16 protein-coding genes are annotated in these 16,888 nt (G+C 57.8%); 15 read left to right on the forward strand and 1 reads right to left on the reverse strand.

Annotated features, from left to right (window positions below):
* Positions 1–141: 141 nt before the first annotated feature.
* From waaF to VQ575_RS02595, 13 genes are all read left to right on the forward strand, one after another.
* Entirely contained in the window at positions 142–1,176 is a 1,035-nt protein-coding gene (gene waaF, locus VQ575_RS02535) for a lipopolysaccharide heptosyltransferase II (protein ID WP_039592487.1), read from the forward strand.
* 1 nt (position 1,177) lies between these two features.
* Entirely contained in the window at positions 1,178–2,236 is a 1,059-nt protein-coding gene (gene waaC, locus VQ575_RS02540; RefSeq protein WP_039592488.1) for a lipopolysaccharide heptosyltransferase I, read from the forward strand.
* Positions 2,236–3,357, forward strand: a complete 1,122-nt coding sequence (locus VQ575_RS02545) for a glycosyltransferase family 4 protein (protein ID WP_039592489.1) — start codon at positions 2,236–2,238, stop codon at positions 3,355–3,357. Before waaC ends, VQ575_RS02545 begins: the two co-directional genes overlap by 1 nt.
* Entirely contained in the window at positions 3,357–4,163 is an 807-nt protein-coding gene (gene rfaP, locus VQ575_RS02550; RefSeq protein ID WP_039592490.1) for a lipopolysaccharide core heptose(I) kinase RfaP, read from the forward strand. The genes VQ575_RS02545 and rfaP overlap by 1 nt, the downstream gene beginning before the upstream one ends.
* Positions 4,163–4,897, forward strand: a complete 735-nt coding sequence (locus tag VQ575_RS02555; RefSeq protein ID WP_039592491.1) for a lipopolysaccharide kinase InaA family protein — start codon at positions 4,163–4,165, stop codon at positions 4,895–4,897. Before rfaP ends, VQ575_RS02555 begins: the two co-directional genes overlap by 1 nt.
* Positions 4,894–5,646 (forward strand): lipopolysaccharide kinase InaA family protein, encoded by a 753-nt coding sequence (locus VQ575_RS02560; protein ID WP_039592492.1) that lies wholly within the window; start codon positions 4,894–4,896, stop codon positions 5,644–5,646. Before VQ575_RS02555 ends, VQ575_RS02560 begins: the two co-directional genes overlap by 4 nt.
* Entirely contained in the window at positions 5,646–7,106 is a 1,461-nt protein-coding gene (locus VQ575_RS02565; protein ID WP_039592493.1) for a lipopolysaccharide kinase InaA family protein, read from the forward strand. Before VQ575_RS02560 ends, VQ575_RS02565 begins: the two co-directional genes overlap by 1 nt.
* A gap of 216 nt (positions 7,107–7,322) precedes the next feature.
* A complete protein-coding gene (locus VQ575_RS02570) occupies positions 7,323–9,071 on the forward strand; it encodes a carbamoyltransferase family protein (protein ID WP_039592494.1) in 1,749 nt (582 codons plus the stop codon).
* Positions 9,064–9,963 carry a glycosyltransferase family 2 protein gene (locus tag VQ575_RS02575; RefSeq protein WP_325919006.1) on the forward strand — a complete coding sequence of 300 codons (900 nt, stop codon included), beginning with the start codon at positions 9,064–9,066 and terminating at the stop codon, positions 9,961–9,963. The genes VQ575_RS02570 and VQ575_RS02575 overlap by 8 nt, the downstream gene beginning before the upstream one ends.
* A complete protein-coding gene (locus VQ575_RS02580; RefSeq protein WP_052742356.1) occupies positions 9,964–10,926 on the forward strand; it encodes a glycosyltransferase family protein in 963 nt (320 codons plus the stop codon).
* Positions 10,904–12,079 carry a hypothetical protein gene (locus VQ575_RS02585; RefSeq protein WP_046509895.1) on the forward strand — a complete coding sequence of 392 codons (1,176 nt, stop codon included), beginning with the start codon at positions 10,904–10,906 and terminating at the stop codon, positions 12,077–12,079. Before VQ575_RS02580 ends, VQ575_RS02585 begins: the two co-directional genes overlap by 23 nt.
* Positions 12,069–12,866, forward strand: coding sequence for a polysaccharide pyruvyl transferase family protein (locus VQ575_RS02590; RefSeq protein WP_039592496.1), 798 nt, complete (start codon positions 12,069–12,071; stop codon positions 12,864–12,866). Before VQ575_RS02585 ends, VQ575_RS02590 begins: the two co-directional genes overlap by 11 nt.
* Positions 12,867–12,884: 18 nt before the next feature.
* A complete protein-coding gene (locus VQ575_RS02595; RefSeq protein WP_052742354.1) occupies positions 12,885–13,790 on the forward strand; it encodes a polysaccharide pyruvyl transferase family protein in 906 nt (301 codons plus the stop codon).
* A 6-nt stretch (positions 13,791–13,796) separates the two neighbouring features.
* Here the strand turns inward: VQ575_RS02595 and VQ575_RS02600 are convergent, their stop codons facing one another.
* The gene (locus VQ575_RS02600) at positions 13,797–14,429 is read right to left on the reverse strand and encodes a lipopolysaccharide kinase InaA family protein (protein WP_232916613.1); all 633 of its coding nucleotides are present in this window, start codon (positions 14,427–14,429) and stop codon (positions 13,797–13,799) included.
* A gap of 14 nt (positions 14,430–14,443) precedes the next feature.
* On the opposite strand from VQ575_RS02600, the gene msbA reads away from it, so the two are divergent.
* Complete coding sequence (gene msbA, locus VQ575_RS02605; protein ID WP_039592498.1) at positions 14,444–16,234, forward strand: lipid A export permease/ATP-binding protein MsbA; 1,791 nt, start codon at positions 14,444–14,446, stop codon at positions 16,232–16,234.
* Positions 16,235–16,277: 43 nt separating this feature from the next.
* Positions 16,278–16,874, forward strand: coding sequence for an adenylyl-sulfate kinase (cysC, locus tag VQ575_RS02610; protein ID WP_039592499.1), 597 nt, complete (start codon positions 16,278–16,280; stop codon positions 16,872–16,874).
* The last annotated feature ends 14 nt before the right edge of the window (positions 16,875–16,888 follow it).

Below are 16,888 nucleotides of genomic sequence, written 5' to 3' on the forward strand. Positions count from 1 at the left end.
ATGACTGGGGGAGCGAGCCAAGCCCGGTGCCACAGTTGATTGGCGGTGTGTTGTAGATTAGGGCCACAGGTAACGACCTAAGCCACAGTGATTCTCGAGGCGGGGAGGCGTAGGCCTCCCCGTATCGTTTTTGGAAAGCACATGAATATTCTGATCGTTGGGCCCAGTTGGGTCGGTGACATGGTGATGGCGCAGACATTGTTCCAATGTCTCAAGCTGCGACATCCACAGTGCGAAATCGATGTCCTGGCCCCGGAATGGAGTCGGCCGATCCTTGAGCGCATGCCCGAAGTGCGCAAGGCCTTGAGCTTTCCGCTCGGCCATGGCGTGCTGGAGCTGGCGACCCGCCGGCGTATCGGCAAATCCCTGGCCGGCCAGTACGAGCAGGCCATCCTGTTGCCCAATTCGTTGAAGTCGGCGCTGGTGCCGTTCTTTGCCGGCATTGCCAAGCGCACCGGCTGGCGCGGCGAGTTTCGCTACGGCCTGCTCAATGACGTGCGCACGCTCGACAAGGATCGTTATCCATTGATGATCGAGCGCTTCATGGCCCTGGCCTATGAGCCGGGCGCCGAGTTGCCCAAGCCGTATCCGCGACCGAGCCTGCAGATCGACCCGCTAACGCGCGAAGCGGCCCTGGCCAAGTTCGGCTTGAGCCTGGATCGTCCGGTATTGGCCCTGTGCCCGGGCGCTGAGTTCGGTGAGTCCAAGCGCTGGCCGGCGGAGCATTACGCCCAGGTTGCCGAGGCGAAGATTCGTGAAGGCTGGCAAGTGTGGCTGTTCGGCTCGAAAAACGATCACCCGGTGGGAGAAGACATCCGTTCGCGGTTGATCCCAGGGCTGCGGGAAGAGTCGGTCAATCTCAGTGGCGACACGTCCCTGGCCGAGGCCATCGACCTGCTGTCCTGCGCCGATTCGGTGGTGTCCAACGACTCCGGCCTGATGCACGTCGCCGCGGCGCTGAACCGTCCGCTGGTGGCGGTCTATGGCTCCACTTCCCCGGGCTTTACGCCGCCGCTGGCCGATAAAGTCGAGGTCGTGCGCCTGGGCATCGAATGCAGCCCATGCTTCGACCGTACCTGCCGCTTCGGCCATTACAACTGCCTGCGCCAGCTCATGCCGCCGTCGGTGAACGAGGCACTGGAGCGTTTGCAGGGCACCCCCGTGGAGGTCCGGTAACTTGCGGGTATTGTTGATCAAGACCTCTTCGCTGGGGGATGTGGTCCACACGTTGCCAGCGCTGACCGATGCGGCGCGGGCGATTCCGGGCATCAAGTTCGATTGGGCCGTGGAAGAAGGGTTTGCCGAAATCCCGACCTGGCACCCAGCTGTGGGCAAAGTTATCCCGGTGGCGATCCGCCGCTGGCGCAAAAATGTCTGGCAAACCATCAAGAGCGGAGAATGGCGACGCTTCAAGCAGAGCATGCGAGCCGAAAAATATGACTTGGTGATCGATGCCCAAGGCTTGCTGAAAAGCGCCTGGCTGACCCGCTACGTCAAGGCGCCGGTGGCTGGCCTGGATAAGGATTCGGCGCGTGAGCCCCTGGCGGCGCGCTTTTATTCGCGGCGCCTGGCGGTGGCACGTGGTCAGCATGCGGTGGAGCGTGTGCGTCAATTGTTCGCCTTGGCGCTGGGCTATGACTTGCCGCAAACCCAGGGCAGCTATGGTCTGGACATCGACCGGCTCGTGGAGCTGCCACGCCCATACCCTTACGTGGTCTTCCTCCATGGCACGACTTGGGAATCCAAGCATTGGCCCGAACTTTACTGGCGCCAGCTCACTGAGCGCATGGGTCAGTTCGGCGTGGTCGTCAAACTGCCGTGGGGTAATCCAGCCGAGAAGGCCCGGGCCGAACGCATCGCCAGTGGGCTGCGCAACGCCCTGGTGCTGCCGAAACTGAACCTGGGCGGCATGGGCAAGGTGCTCGCTGGCGCCCAGGCTTGCGTGGCGGTGGACACGGGGCTCGGGCACTTGGCCGCGGCCTTGGACGTGCCAACCATTTCATTGCTCGGCCCGACCAATCCGGTGCTGACCGGCGCCTATGGCAAGGGCCAGGTTCACCTCGCCAGTGATTTCCCTTGCGCGCCCTGCATGCAAAAACAATGCACTTACCCGCCAACTGCCGAGGATGCCCGGCGGTTTGACCTGAAACGCGAGCAGCCCCTGTGCTTCACGCGTCTGAACCCCGAGCGTGTTGCCAGCCACCTGAGCACGTTATTGGCTGAGGAGCCGCGCTGATGCAATTGGCTTTTGTCCTTTACAAGTATTTCCCCTTCGGCGGCCTGCAGCGTGACTTCATGCGCATCGCCCTGGAATGCCAGCGGCGCGGTCACCAGATCCGCGTCTACACGCTGATCTGGGAAGGTGACGTGCCGCCAGGCTTCGAAGTGCTGGTGGCACCGGTCAAGGCGCTGTTCAACCATCGCCGCAACGAGAAGCTCAGCGCGTGGATGGAGGCTGACCTGGCCAAGCGTCCGGTGGATCGGCTGATCGGCTTCAACAAGATGCCAGGCCTGGACGTGTACTACGCCGCCGATGGCTGCTTCGAAGACAAGGCGCAGAACTTGCGCAATTCGCTGTACCGGCGCTGGGGCCGCTACCGGCATTTCGCCGAGTACGAGCGCTCCGTGTTCGCCAAGGACGCCAAGACCGAAGTCCTGATGATCTCCGAAGTCCAGCAGCCGTTGTTCATCAAGCACTACGGCACGCCGCTTGAGCGCTTTCACCTGCTGCCGCCAGGCATCGCCCAGGACCGCCGCCGGCCTGCCGACGCTGACGAGATTCGCGCCGCGTTCCGCGCCGAGTTCGAGCTGGCCGACGACGACCTGCTGTTGGTGCAGATCGGTTCCGGGTTCAAGACCAAGGGGGTCGACCGCAGCCTCAAGGCCCTGGCCGCGCTGCCCGCCGAACTGAGAAAACGCACCCGGCTGTTTGTAATCGGCCAGGACGACCCCAAAGTATTCCAATTACAGAGTGCCACCCTGGGGCTGGGCGATAACGTGCGGTTCCTCAAGGGGCGCAGTGACATCCCGCGTTTCCTGCTGGGCGCCGATCTGTTGATCCATCCGGCGTACAACGAAAACACCGGCACTGTGCTGCTTGAAGCACTGGTCGCCGGGCTGCCAGTGCTGGTCAGCGCGGTGTGTGGGTACGCCCATTACATCGCCGAGGCCGACAGTGGCCTGGTGCTGGACGAGCCGTTCGAACAAGCGCAGCTCGCCGACTACCTGGGCCGCATGTTGAACGACGCTGACGCTCGGGCGGCCTGGAGCCGCAACGGTCTGGCTTTCGCCGAGACGGCCGACCTCTACAGCATGCCGCAGCACGCGGCCGATGTGATATTGGCGGAGCACGCTTAATGAAATTGATGCTGGCCGAACCGTTCAAGAGCCTTTGGGCCGGACGCGATGCGTTCGTCGAAGTCGAGGCGCTCAAGGGCGAGGTCTATCGCGAACTGGAGGCCCGACGCACGTTGCGCACGGAGGTGGACGGTCGCGGTTTTTTCGTGAAGATCCACCGCGGCATCGGTTGGGGAGAGATTTTCAAGAACCTGTTGACCGCCAAGCTGCCCGTACTGGGCGCGGGCCAGGAGTGGAAAGCCATCCAGCGCTTGCAGGAAGTCGGCGTGCCGACCATGACGGCCGTCGCTTATGGCGAGAAGGGCCGCAACCCGGCCGATCAGCACTCGTTCATCGTCACCGAAGAGCTGGCGCCGACCATCAGCCTTGAAGACTTCAGCATCGACTGGGTCAAGCAGCCGCCAGAGCCCAAGCTCAAGCGGGCGCTGATCGCCGAAGTGGCGCGCATGACTGGGATGATGCACCGCGCTGGGGTCAACCATCGCGACTGCTACATCTGCCATTTCCTGCTGCATACGGACAAGCCGGTCACGCCTGAGGATTTCAAGCTTTCGGTGATCGATCTGCACCGTGCACAGGTCCGGGAAACCCTGCCCAGTCGCTGGCGTAACAAGGACTTGGCGGCACTGTATTTTTCAATAATGGACATTGGCCTGACTCGCCGCGACAAGCTGCGTTTTCTCAAGGGCTATTTCCAACAGCCGTTGCGCCAGATCCTGGCAGAGCAAGCTGCCTTGCTGAGCTGGCTGGAGGGGAAGGCGGACAGGCTTTATGCACGCAAGGTGCGTTACGGGGGCGCGCTCTGATGGCGGGTTGGATACTGGAACCCGCCTATTCCGAGCTGGCGGAGGATTTTGGCAGTCTCGATGCGGTGTTTGCTCTCCAGGGGGAGCGTCTCACGAAGGATCCGTTGTCAGAAGTGATCCGGGTGCAGCGCAAGGGGGTGTATTACTACGTCAAGCGCTACAGTGGGGCTGGCAAGGGATTGCGACGGTATCTGGGCAAGCCACGGGTCAAGGCTGAATGGCAAAATCTCAAGCGCTTCGCCAAATGGGGCATACCCACCGCCGAAGTCGTAGCCTGGGGACTGGCGCGGCGTGGCGCAACCTATGCCCGCGGCGCGATGATCACTCGCGAGCTGCCTCGCACCGAAGACCTGTCCGCACTGGCCAAGCGCAAGGATCCAAGGTTGGCGAATCGGGTTTGGGTTGACGAGGTGAGTCGCCAATTGGCCAGCTATACCCGGATCATGCACGAGAACCGCTTTACCCATAATGACTTGAAGTGGCGCAATCTGCTGGTCGATGACCAGCCGAGGCTGTTTCTTATCGATTGTCCGAATGGCGATTTCTGGCGTGGCTTCTGGCTCAAGTACCGTATCACCAAGGACCTCGCCTGCCTGGACAAAGTGGCCAAGTATCATCTGTCGGCTACCCAGCGCCTGCGTTTTTACCTGCAGTACCGCCAGCGCGCCCGTCTTGACGAGTGTGACAAGAAGCGCATCCGTCATGTAGTTAGATTTTTCGAGGGGCGTGAATGATTGATTTCCTGGCCGCAGAAGACCGGGCTTTGCTGGAGCGCCATGGCCTGGACAGTTTCGAAAGTCTCTGGGCATGCAAACTGGACGCGGTAGATGAGCCCAATACCCTCGGCGAGGGCTGGAGCAGTGTGTACAGGCTGGAGCTCGAGGGACAGGGTTATTACCTTAAGCGTCAAAGCAATTACCTGACCCGGACCTTGTCGCACCCTTTTGGCGAGCCCAGTTTTTCCAGGGAATTTCGCAATATCAGCCGGTATCGCCAACTGGGCGTACCGGCTTTGCAGGCAGTGTTCTACGGTCAGCGCAAGGTGAACGGCGAAGTACGAGCGATTCTATTGACCCGTGCGCTGGACGGCTGGGATGACCTGGACTCACTGCTTGGGCGCTGGCCGACCCTGGCGGCGGGCCAGCGTACCGCCATCTTGCAGGTGTGTGGTCACCTGGCGCAGCGCCTGCATGGTATGCGCCAGGTGCATGGCTGCTTTTATCCCAAGCACATCTTTCTAAAAGCCACTGCGGGCGGCTACCAAGCGAAGTTCATCGATCTCGAAAAGACCCGGCCGTTATTGTTCGGTCAGCGGGATCGGGTCAAGGACCTGGAGCCCCTGTTGCGGCGCGCCCGTGCCTGGAATGACGACGACGTGCGTCAGATGCTTTCCGCCTATCTGGAGCAATCTACCCACAGTGCGGTGGTGGATAAATGGATGGCCCGGCTGACTGCCCGGCGCAGCCACAAGGAGGCTCGTTGATGCGCTTATCCGAATTGAAGGGTGCCGGCCGTAGCCCCACCCTGCCCTTGAGCTTGGAACTGGCCGATGCCGCTGGTTCTGCGCAATTGCAGTTGCTTTCATTGTTGCGCGTGCTGCCAGGTCAGCGTTACGTCGGTGCTGGCGTCTGGCGTGGCCGGCCAGTGTTGGCCAAGTTGTTGGTAGGCAGCAAGGCGCCCCGGCATTTCCAGCGAGAGCTGCAAGGCGTCCAACTGCTGGCGGAGCAGGGGCTGACGACGCCATTGTTATTGGCTGATGGCCTGAAGGAGGGTGAAGGCGGCTGGCTGTTGTTCGAGTTGCTGCAAGGCGCAGAGGGCCTGGGCGACGCCTGGAAGCAGGTCGAGCACATGCCACTGCTGGCAGATGAACAATCGGCGGTGCTGGCCGAGGCCTTGGGGGCGATTGCGCAACTGCACAGCAAAGGCCTGTGGCAGGAAGACCTGCATCTGGACAATCTGCTGCGTCATGATGGCAAGCTCTATCTTATCGATGGTGCCGGCATTCGCGCCGAGACTCCGGGGCAGCCGTTGTCCCGGCAAAAAGTGCTGGAAAACCTGGGCGTCTTTTTTGCCCAGCTCCCCAAGTCCATCGAACCGTTCAACGAAGAGTTGCTGGTGCATTACCTGCTTGGAAACGCCGAGCACGCGTTGCCCATGGAGGCGCTTCAGAAACAGATCGACAAGGTGCATGCCTGGCGCTTGAATGACTTTCTGAAGAAAATTGGACGTGAGTGCAGTCTGTTCAGCGTTCAGCGTGGGCCGTTCCGTCTGCGGGCGATTCGTCGTGATGAAGAGGCGTTCATGGCCCCTGTGCTGGAGCAGGCTGATGCCCTGCTTGATCAAGGCCACCTCTACAAGACCGGCGGGTCGGCAAGCGTCGGCAAAGTCGATGTGAGCGGGCGCTCCCTGTTGATAAAACGCTACAACATCAAGAATCCGGCCCACTGGCTCAAGCGTTTCTGGCGCCCGAGCCGGGCCTGGCATGCCTGGCGCGAAGCCCATCGATTGACGTTCCTCGGCATCGCCACGCCCAAGCCGCTGGCCTTGCTGGAAAAGCGGTTCTTGTGGCTGCGCCGCGGCGCCTACCTGGTGACCGAGCACCTGTCAGGCCCGGATATCATCCAGCACCTGGCCCCTTACGTCGAAAACGGTGACGTTCCTGAGGCAGAGTTGCTGGCGCTTGATCGGTTGTTTGCCGATCTGATACGCGAACGCATCAGTCATGGTGATTTCAAAGGGCACAACCTGCTCTGGCAGGATGATCGCTGGATGCTCATCGATCTGGATTCCATGTGCCAACACCGCACCCAGGCCAGCTTCGCGCCGGCCTACGCCCGGGATCGCGCGCGCTTCATGCGAAATTGGCCTGAAAAGAGTGCGTTGTATCGGGTGATTGATGGGCGGTTGCCAAAGAATGTCGATACCGCACCGTCTGTCCCGTAGCCGGTCACCTTGGTGGGGGAAGAACGTCCCTCACCGCCGGTTCTGTCCGCCAAACGCGCCAGAAGCTCGCTCCAGACGCTCCCGCTCACCGCTAGAGGCTTGCCGTCGCTTTTAAGTTATAATCGCGCCCTTTAGCTGCCCAGCGCCCCCGGCGTCAGGCACACCCATTTTTCGCGGCGCTTGTCGCCCGTATGCAGACATAAGAGGCTAGACCCTGTGGCATTGACGATTCTTGGCCTGTCCGGCGCCCTTAGCCATGATCCTTCCGCAGCGCTGTACATTGACGGCAAGCTGATCGCGGCGGCCGAGGAAGAGCGCTTCGTACGCGATAAACATGCAAAGAACCGCATGCCCTACGAGTCGGCGAAGTTCTGCCTGGAGCAGGCGGGCATCAAACCGTCCGACGTCGACGTGGTAGCGATTCCGTTCGCCCCGATCAGCCTGTTCGGCGAAGCACGTTGGCACTATGCCAAGCGCTACTGGTACGCACCGGACCGCGCCCTCGACGCAATCCTGATGGGCAACCGTCGCTACAAGCGTTATCGCCGCAAGATCGTCTGGTGCCTGGAACAACTGGGCTTCGATCCGAAAAAAATCAAGATCGAGCCGGTGGAGCACCACCTGGCCCACGCCTCCAGTGCCTATCACTGCTCGGGCTTCCAGGAAAAAACCGCGATCCTGGGCATCGACGGCAAAGGCGAATACGCCACGACGTTCTTCGGCTACGGCGAAAACGGCAAGATCCACAAGATCAAGGAATTCTTCGACCCGGACTCCCTGGGCGGCCTGTATGGCGCGATCACCGAGTTCCTCGGCTTCGAAATGCTCGACGGTGAGTTCAAGGTGATGGGCATGGCGCCGTATGGCGATGCCACCAAGTACGATTTCTCGCGCCTGGCCTCGTTCGAAAACGGCGAGCTGGTGATCAACACCGACTACGCCAACGTGATCGGCCTTCGTCGCTATAAAGAGAAGGGCAAGGGCTTCTACTTCTCGCCGAAACTGATCGAGTGGCTCGGCCCGAAACGTGAAGGCGACATCGCCGACGAACCGTACATTCACTACGCTGCAAGCATGCAGGCGCTGTTCGAGAAACTTGCGCTGCAGATGATCGACCACTACCTGGGCGACGTGCTCAAGGAAACCGGCAAACTGGCCTTCGCCGGTGGCTGTGCGTTGAACGTCAAGCTGAACCAGAAAATCATCGCCCGCGACGACGTCAAGGAACTGTTCGTCCAACCTGCTTCCGGCGACGCCGGTACGGCGGTGGGTGCGGCGGCTTATGTGTCCCACGCCCGTGGCGTGCCGGTGGAGAAGATGGAACACGTCTACCTCGGCCCGGCCTACAGCAACGAAGACGTGATTGCCGCGTGCGCCCGTCATCCGAGCAAGCCTGCATGGCGCAAGATCGACAACACTCCCGAGCGTATTGCCAAGATCATGGTCGACGGCAACCCCGTGGCGTGGTTTCAAGGCCGCATGGAGTTTGGCCCGCGTGCCTTGGGCGGTCGTTCGATCATCGGTTGCCCAAGCGCCAGCGGCGTGGCTGATCGCATCAACGAACAGATCAAGTTCCGCGAGCGCTGGAGGCCTTTCTGCCCGTCGATGCTCGACACCGTTGCGCCGCAGATGATCAAGGTCGATCACCCCGCACCGTTCATGACTTTTACTTTCGAAGTGGCCGAAGAATGGAAAACCCGCGTGCCGGAAGTCGTCCACGAAGACGGTACCTCCCGAGCCCAGGTGCTCAAGCGCGAATACAACCCGCGTTACTACGACATGATGAAAGCGCTGGAAGTCTTGACCGGTAATGGCGTGTCGTTGAACACCTCGCTCAACCGTCGTGGCGAACCGATGATCTGCTCGCCGACCGATGCGCTGAACATGTTCTTCGGTTCCGACCTGCAGTACTTGATCATGGAAGACATCCTGGTGGTCAAAGACGGCGTGGACGCTTATGACTGATGCGCTGATCAGCGTCGTCGTTCCGGCTTACAACTATGCCAAGACCTTGCCCAGGGCACTGGATTCGGTTTTGGTTCAGTGGGCCGATGATGTTGAGCTGATCGTCATCAATGATGGGTCCCAGGACAATACTCATGAGGTATTGAGCGACTATCAGCTTCGGCATCCAGAAGCTCTGCAAGTGGTGCATCAGGATAATGCCGGAGTCGCGGCTGCTCGCAATCGCGGCATTGCCATGGCGCGCGGCCGTTATGTTCTGTTGCTCGATGCGGATGATGAACTGACCACCGACGCATTGGGCGTTCTGCGTCGTGTTATCTCAGGGGTGCCGGATGCCGGCATGATTCTGGGAGCATACGTTTCTGTTTACCCGGATGGTAAGGAGCGGCTGCGCTTGCCGACGCCCGTTTCGGGCAGCGCATGCAAGCGCGCCGAAGACTATCTTCTGCGCAAGAAGATCTCGGTTTCTCATTGCTGCTCATTGTTTCGTAGGGATCTGTTGTTAGAGCGTCCCTACCCTGAGACGGTGCGGTCAGGAGAAGATATTCCGGTCTTTTTGCATCTATTGCTACGAGCCCAGGTGGTGTGTGTCAATGAGCCCCTTGCTCGTATTCACAAGCATGCGACGAGCTTGCGACACAGTCGGATAGATGACTCCGTAACACAGACTGTCATACGAGAAATCTCCAGCGTGCTACCTGCTGACTGTCAATCGATGTTGGTCGATTATGAGTCTCAACGCTATCTCTCAAGGTTTCGAACGGCTTTGCTGCAAGGCGACCAAGCAAGCGCACGCCGCTTGTATTGGCGAGCACTGAAGTTGAGCAGGCGACAGGCGTTGCAATGGCGATATTTGCGGAAAGTGTTGAAACCTGGCTTTTGGATCGGTTGAATGAAAATTTTGGTGCTTTCCACTCGGCCTCGTGAACCTGACAATCATTTGTTATGGGAGGGGCTGGCTCAGCATGCGAATGTCGAGGTTAGGTATGTCGCCAAGGAGCAACAGAGGAAGCTTGGCGCGCTGTTGGACTCCCTGGACCTTGCCTCGTACGACCGAGTCGTGCTGGATCTGCTGTTTCGTTACGTGCATCGGCATGCCAGGCGTTTAAGTCGTATTTCGGGCCTGACGTTCTACGAAGAGGATGCGAGCCAGGAGTTCATGTCAGCATCGCGCTGGCGCGGCAAGTTTTCCGCGTTCTATCGTAAATTGCCTCATGCCAGGATGATTTTTACTGGCTATCAAGCGTTCCGAAAGTTTCAGGCGATGGGCTTTGACGCGAGATTCCTCGTTAAAGGCTATGACCGTTCGCACCTTTATGTAACGGATATGCCGCGCGATATCGAGCTGGGGTTCATTGGGCGTCTCGGCAGTAACACCTATACGCAACGTCGCGAATTCCTGAAAGGTATCGAGGCGACCTGCGGTTTGCAGATCATGCGTACGGAGCCGGGGGCCGCTTATTGCGAAGCGCTTAATCGGATTCGTTTTTTTGTGACCGCCGATATCGGTTTTTGTGAATACATGGCTAAAAACTTTGAGGCCATGGCGTGCGGTTGCCTGCTGTTTTCCTATCGCCAGGGAGGCGGAGAGGAAGAAGCAGTCGGGCTTGAAGATGGTGTTAACGTGTTGTTGTTTGACGATCAGCAAACTTTTCTGGAGCGTTTGGAGCAAGCGCGTAATGACCCTGAGTGGGCTGCGAACATCGCCGCACGGGGGGCAAGGTTTGCTCGTGAGCACCTGGATTATTACAGTCAGGCTGACAAGCTCTTTCAGATGCTCTCCGACCCCATGGAACAATCGGTCAAGAAAAATTATATAAAGAGGATGATACGTGCCATCATCGGTCGGAACTAAAAGGCTGTCTATCTGGTTGTTTTTCTTGTTTTTCGTCTTTGCGAGTTCGTTCTTTTTTATTGATGTTTCGAAAACACGAAATAACATATTCTACGCGGGTTTTGCACTCCCTGTATTAATATGGACGCTGGCGTCGTGGCGGTCAGCCCTGCAGATGCGTAGCCAGTCGCTAGTGTTGCTGTTGGTTTTTTTTGCGGCTATGGCGACGGTTGGGCTCATATTCCTGCGCGAGGATACGTATTCGGAACTGAAACATAGTCTCTATATGTTGATGTTTTTTATTGGTCTTCAATTAATCGTTCAACAGCCTCGTTACGAGGGGTACTGGGTCAGGGCGTGGGGTTGTTTCATGCTCTTATGCCTGCTTTACGCTTCGGGGAGCTGGCTCTGGATTTTTCAGCAGACGGGACAGCTGGTGCGACTTCAGATGGCCGGAGCGGCTTATAATCCTGTGCATGCCGCGCTGATGATAAGTTCGGGAATCGCGGCTTTTTGGTTGTTCGTGATAGAGCCCCGGCTGCAGCGATTCTCGCATTTAGTGCTGGGCGGCTTGCTGATCGCAGGGTTGCAAATCTGGGTGGCGCTAATCTTTGATGCGCGCTCCGCCTTGACGGGTTCGGTCCTGTTTTTGGCTGGATGGGCAATGTTTCGCGGGCGCGGGGTCAGGTTGTTGCTCGGCTTGGCTGTCGTGGTGGGACTTGCGATCTATTTGACGGGGGTGATGGACCTGTTCATGTCCCGTGGCGCGAGTTTTCGCTTGGTCATTTGGCAAGACGCGCTGCAAAGACTGATTCATCATTGTGGTATTTCGTTCGGATGCGGCAAGGACGATTATCGGTTCCTTGGCGAGTACACCCACGCCCACAGCGGCTATCTTTCAGTTCTTTATCGTTATGGTGCGTTCGTTGCTGTGATCGGCTCAGTGTGGGCTGTCAACTACTGGTACTGGGGCGTTCGGCTGAAGAGTCGCTGGTTCTTGGTTTCGTTGATTGGTTGGGGTGGGCTGCTTACCACCGGGGCCGGCCTGTTGAGTTCGCCTCAACCCTACTGGCTATATTTCTGGTTGCCCACGTTGCTCTCGATGATTGAGGTCCGGCGTTTGCAGCGGATAAACGCTAATCCGGAATTGAAGGGTCCTAACTATGACAATTAAATTATATTGGCATCGTGGAGCAGGTCGTTCAGATCCTAATCGCCAGAATTTTGGTGATTTTCTTTCGCCGCTAATAGTCGAGGCGGTCTCGAAGAAAAAAGTTGAATACGCCCCGCTTTCCCACGCTGATATGATGGCAATCGGAACGATTCTGGCTAATGAACCCAAGGCGAAACGCTTTGGGTTCAAGCGTCGCGTGCATATATGGGGATCAGGTTGCGGGCAGGAACATGAGTCATTTTCTTCGCGCCATTATTATCATGCAGTACGAGGCCAGGAAACCCGCGCAAGGGTTGAAGATGGCAACGCGCTCGAGGCTGCGTTGGGAGACCCCGGCTTACTGTGTCCAGGGTTGATCAGTCGCCCGGACAAGAAGTGGCACGTCGGTTTTGTCCCGCACTACCTTGACCAACAACTGCCTGAAGCGCAGATGTTTATACAAGGCAATCCGGAGGTGAAGTTCATCAACGTTTTTCAATCGCCTCTTGATGTGCTTCGGGATATAGCAAGCTGTGAATTCGTTGTTTCTTCAAGTTTACATGGCTTGATTGTCGCTGATGCATTTGGTGTTCCCAATATCAGAGCTAGGCTATCGCACGGTTTGATCGATGAATTGAAGTTTACGGATTATTATTCAGCATTCGGGATTCTACCGCCCGAGTTGCTGGAGGCTGGCCAACTTTCCTCTGTGTGGGGGAAGTTAGAGGAGTTGCATCAGGCACACAGCAGGCCTGGGCTAGAGGCGCTTCAACTTGGGCTGGAACGGAGTTTTCCAGCTATTAATTGACTATTGGGAAATAAAGGAATGGATATATTCACTATTGAGTACTCTGGAACGTCGTTTGAGAGTTGGGCAAATTTGGGCGACGACATACAGTCGTTGGCGGCTCAAAAACTATTGCCTTATGTCAGCGGAGGAGTATCAAGGGAGGAGCTGACTTGTACGAAAAAAACCGGCGTCTTGTCCATGAATGGCTATTTCCTGGGAGGCTGTGAGTGGCCCCCTGCGCCAGCAATTGAGCCTTTCTTCTTCGCTTTTCATGTCACGCCTGGTTCGCAGGCCAAGATCTGCTCGCCGGCAGGCGTTGAATACTTGAAGCAATTCCAGCCCATCGGTTGCCGGGATCGCGGCACCATGGAACTCATGCAAGCACATGGGTTGGAGGCGTTCTACAGCAAGTGCGTGACGCTGACGTTGCCGCGTAGGGCCACGGCTCCGGTGAATGGCAAGGTGTTCATGGTCGGCCTGAGCAAAGGGGGTATAAGCGCCGTCCCACGTGCTATACGCAAGAAGGCGGTGCTTGTGGACCAGGCCAAGCTGCGCCTGCCGAGTCTTTCCCCTAAAGCCAAGGAAATGATTTCGCAGGAACTGCTCGATACCTATGCGCGTGAGGCCTCGTTGGTGATTACGTCAAAAATCCACTGTGCAATGCCCTGTATAGCCATGGGTATTCCGGTGGTGTTTCTTTACGACGAAAAATGCAAGGACGATTATCGAGTCGGCATTATTGCTGACCTGGTCGGCATCAATTACATCGGCGAGTCCTGGTTTGCCAAGGTCTTGGGAAATCGTCTGCGCAGCAGGCGGATTGACTGGGCCCCGGTGTCCAAGGACATCGAAGCTGAGAAGTCAGCAATCAGGGCGGGTTATCTTGAGGCTTTCGAGCGGGCTGCCCAGCGTTACCAGGCGAGAAACAAAGTGGCAGCCTGATATTTTTCAAGAGGGCTGTGCGGCGATTGTGTAATGCCGCATCAGCTCATCCCATGGAAAGTCGCTGATTTTGCTGCGAGTCAAATAGTTACGAAGGTGGTGAAAGTTTCGCTGTACCAGGCGAGCGCCCAGCGGGGGGCGCTTGAAGCGAGTATCGAGAAAGTCTATCAGGCCGAAGCATTGCTCGCGGACCAACAATATGTTGCCCAGATGCAGCGAGCGGAAGTAGATCCCTTGCTGATGCAATTTGAAAATATACGCCGCCAGTTGCGGCAGTAGCTCATCGAATCGTCTGCGCTCGTGAAAAAAAATCTTGTCCAGAGCACTCCCTTCCAAGGGGCTGTAAAGGCAGCCGCTGACGCCTGCGGAGCGGTCAATCCAGAAATAGTCCGTGACGCTCGGAGTATTGATTCCACGTTCGCGAAGGCGCTCCCCGCATCGAGCAAAGCGTTGCGCATCCGGCATCAGGCGAACCAGCAGCGGGTGGCGTCGACTGCGAAATATCTTGAGGATGTCTCCATCATCGAGCTTCAGCACTTTGGCGCCACGGGCGTCTTTTTCCAGAACCTCGCCACGGCTTAGCCAGTCTTGTAATTGGTTCGCTGTTACAATCCGCATCTTGTCTCTCTTTTCAAACATACGAGGCGCGTCGAATGGCCAGTTCCGACCAGCAGTCGAGCATGAAGATTTACCTGCGATTGCTGAAATACGTGCTCCCCTACTGGGGGGCTTTCGCTATCAGTATCCTGGGTTTCGTGCTCTTCGCATCCAGCCAACCGATGCTTGCGGACATGCTCAAGCATTTTCTCGACGCTCTGCAAAAGCCCAATGACACCCAGTTCATGGGGGTCTCGCTGGTGCTCGGCGTGCCGTTGCTGATTGTACTCATTGCGGTGTATCAAGGCATAGGCTCATTTCTGGGTAACTACTACTTGGCCAAGGTCGCCCGCGGTGTGGTTCACGACCTGCGTTGCGCCCTGTTCGACAACCTGTTGACCCTGCCTAATCGCTACTTCGACAACCATAACTCCGGCCACTTGATTTCTCGCATAACCTACAACGTGACAATGGTCACCGGTGCAGCCACCGATGCGATCAAAGTGGTGATCCGCGAGGGGCTGACCGTCATTTTCCTGTTTGGTTATCTGCTTTACAGCAACTGGAAGATGACGCTCGTTTTGCTGGCGATTCTGCCTTTCATCGCACTAATGGTCAGTAGCGCCAGCAAGAAATTTCGCAAGCAAAGCAAGAAAATCCAAGTGGCGATGGGTGATGTAACCCATGTGGCTTCCGAGACGATCCAGGGCTACCGCGTGGTTCGCAGCTTTGGCGGTGAAAGCTACGAAATCGAACGGTTCCACAAGGCCAGTGCCGACAACATGAACCGCAGTCTGGGGATGACCCGTACCCAGTCTATCTACACGCCAATGCTGCAATTGGTGATTTATATCGGTATGGCCGTATTGATGTACCTGGTCCTCTATCTTCGCGGCGAAGCGTCTGCCGGTGAGCTGGTCGCCTACATCACCGCAGCGGGTTTGTTACCCAAGCCTATTCGTCAATTGTCGGAAGTCAGCGCCACGATCCAGAAAGGGTTGGCCGCGGCGGAGAGCATTTTCCAACAGCTCGACGAAGAGCCGGAAACTGATGCAGGTACCCAGCAAATCGAGCGCGTGAGGGGGCGACTGGAGGTGTGCAACCTAAGTTTCCAATATCCAGGCACCGAGAAAAACGTGCTCGACGATATTTCCTTTACCGCCGAGGAAGGGCAGATGGTCGCACTGGTAGGACGTTCGGGCAGTGGCAAGTCGACCTTGGCCAACCTGATCCCGCGTTTCTATCATCATGACAAAGGTCAGATCCTGCTCGACGGTTTGGACGTAGAGCAATACAAGCTGACGAACCTGCGGCGTCACATTGCGCTGGTGACCCAACAGGTTACGTTGTTCAACGACAGTGTTACCAACAACATTGCCTACGGTGACCTCGCTGGCGCTCCTTTTGAAGACGTGCGCAAGGCGGCGGAGGATGCTTACGCCGCGGAGTTCATCGAGCAAATGCCCGAGGGTTACGACACCTTGGTGGGCGAGAACGGCGTGCTGCTTTCCGGCGGCCAGCGCCAGCGCCTGGCGATTGCTCGTGCCCTGCTCAAAAACGCCCCCCTGTTGATTTTGGATGAGGCCACTTCGGCCCTCGACACCGAGTCTGAGCGCCACATCCAAGGCGCTCTGGATCAAGTAATGAAGGGGCGCACCACGCTGGTGATCGCCCATCGCTTGTCGACCATTGAGAAGGCTGATTTGATTCTGCTGATGGACAAGGGGCGTATCGTCGAGCGCGGCACTCATTCAGAATTGCTGGCACTGAATGGGCTTTACGCACGCTTGCATGAGAAGGATTTCATCGAAGGCACCGACGATGTAACAAAAGGGACCTTCGCCTGATTTTGATTCTCCGCGATTCCAAATATCTGCGAGAGGCTCGGCTATGGATAGGATGCCAAAGAAACCGCTACAACAGCTGCATGAGCTATCGATCACACCCCAGGCCCGGGCGGCGATCAAGTCCCAGCAGCCACGATGCATCTGGCTGACCGGGCTGTCCGGGGCGGGAAAGTCGACACTGGCCAATGCGCTGGAAGTGCGGCTGCACGGGCAGGGGCTTCATACCTGCCTGCTTGACGGCGACGACCTGCGCCGAGGGTTGTGCAGCGACCTGGGCATGACGCCCGAAGCGCGCAAAGAGAACATCCGGCGCGTCGCCGAGGTGGCTCGGTTGATGTTTGACGCAGGGCTGATTGTCATCGTTGCGGCCATTTCACCGTTTCGATCCGACCGTGAGGCTGCGCGCAAGTTGTTTCCCGAGGGCAGCTTCTTGGAAATCTACGTCAGCACGTCCTTCGCAGTCTGCGCCCAGCGGGATCCAAAGGGGCTGTATCGGGACGCGCGTGCCGGCCGGTTAAAGAATTTTACCGGCCTCGATAGCCCATACGAAGCTCCCCTGGCCCCCGAGGGCGATATCGACACGGGTGGCCTGACGCAGAGTGAGGCCTGCGAGCGGCTGTGGGCGCTGGTCCTGCGCTGACCCGAAAAACCTGG

Origin of the sequence: Pseudomonas frederiksbergensis, from assembly GCF_035751725.1 — a bacterium.
GTDB classification, from domain to species: domain Bacteria; phylum Pseudomonadota; class Gammaproteobacteria; order Pseudomonadales; family Pseudomonadaceae; genus Aquipseudomonas; species Aquipseudomonas frederiksbergensis_A.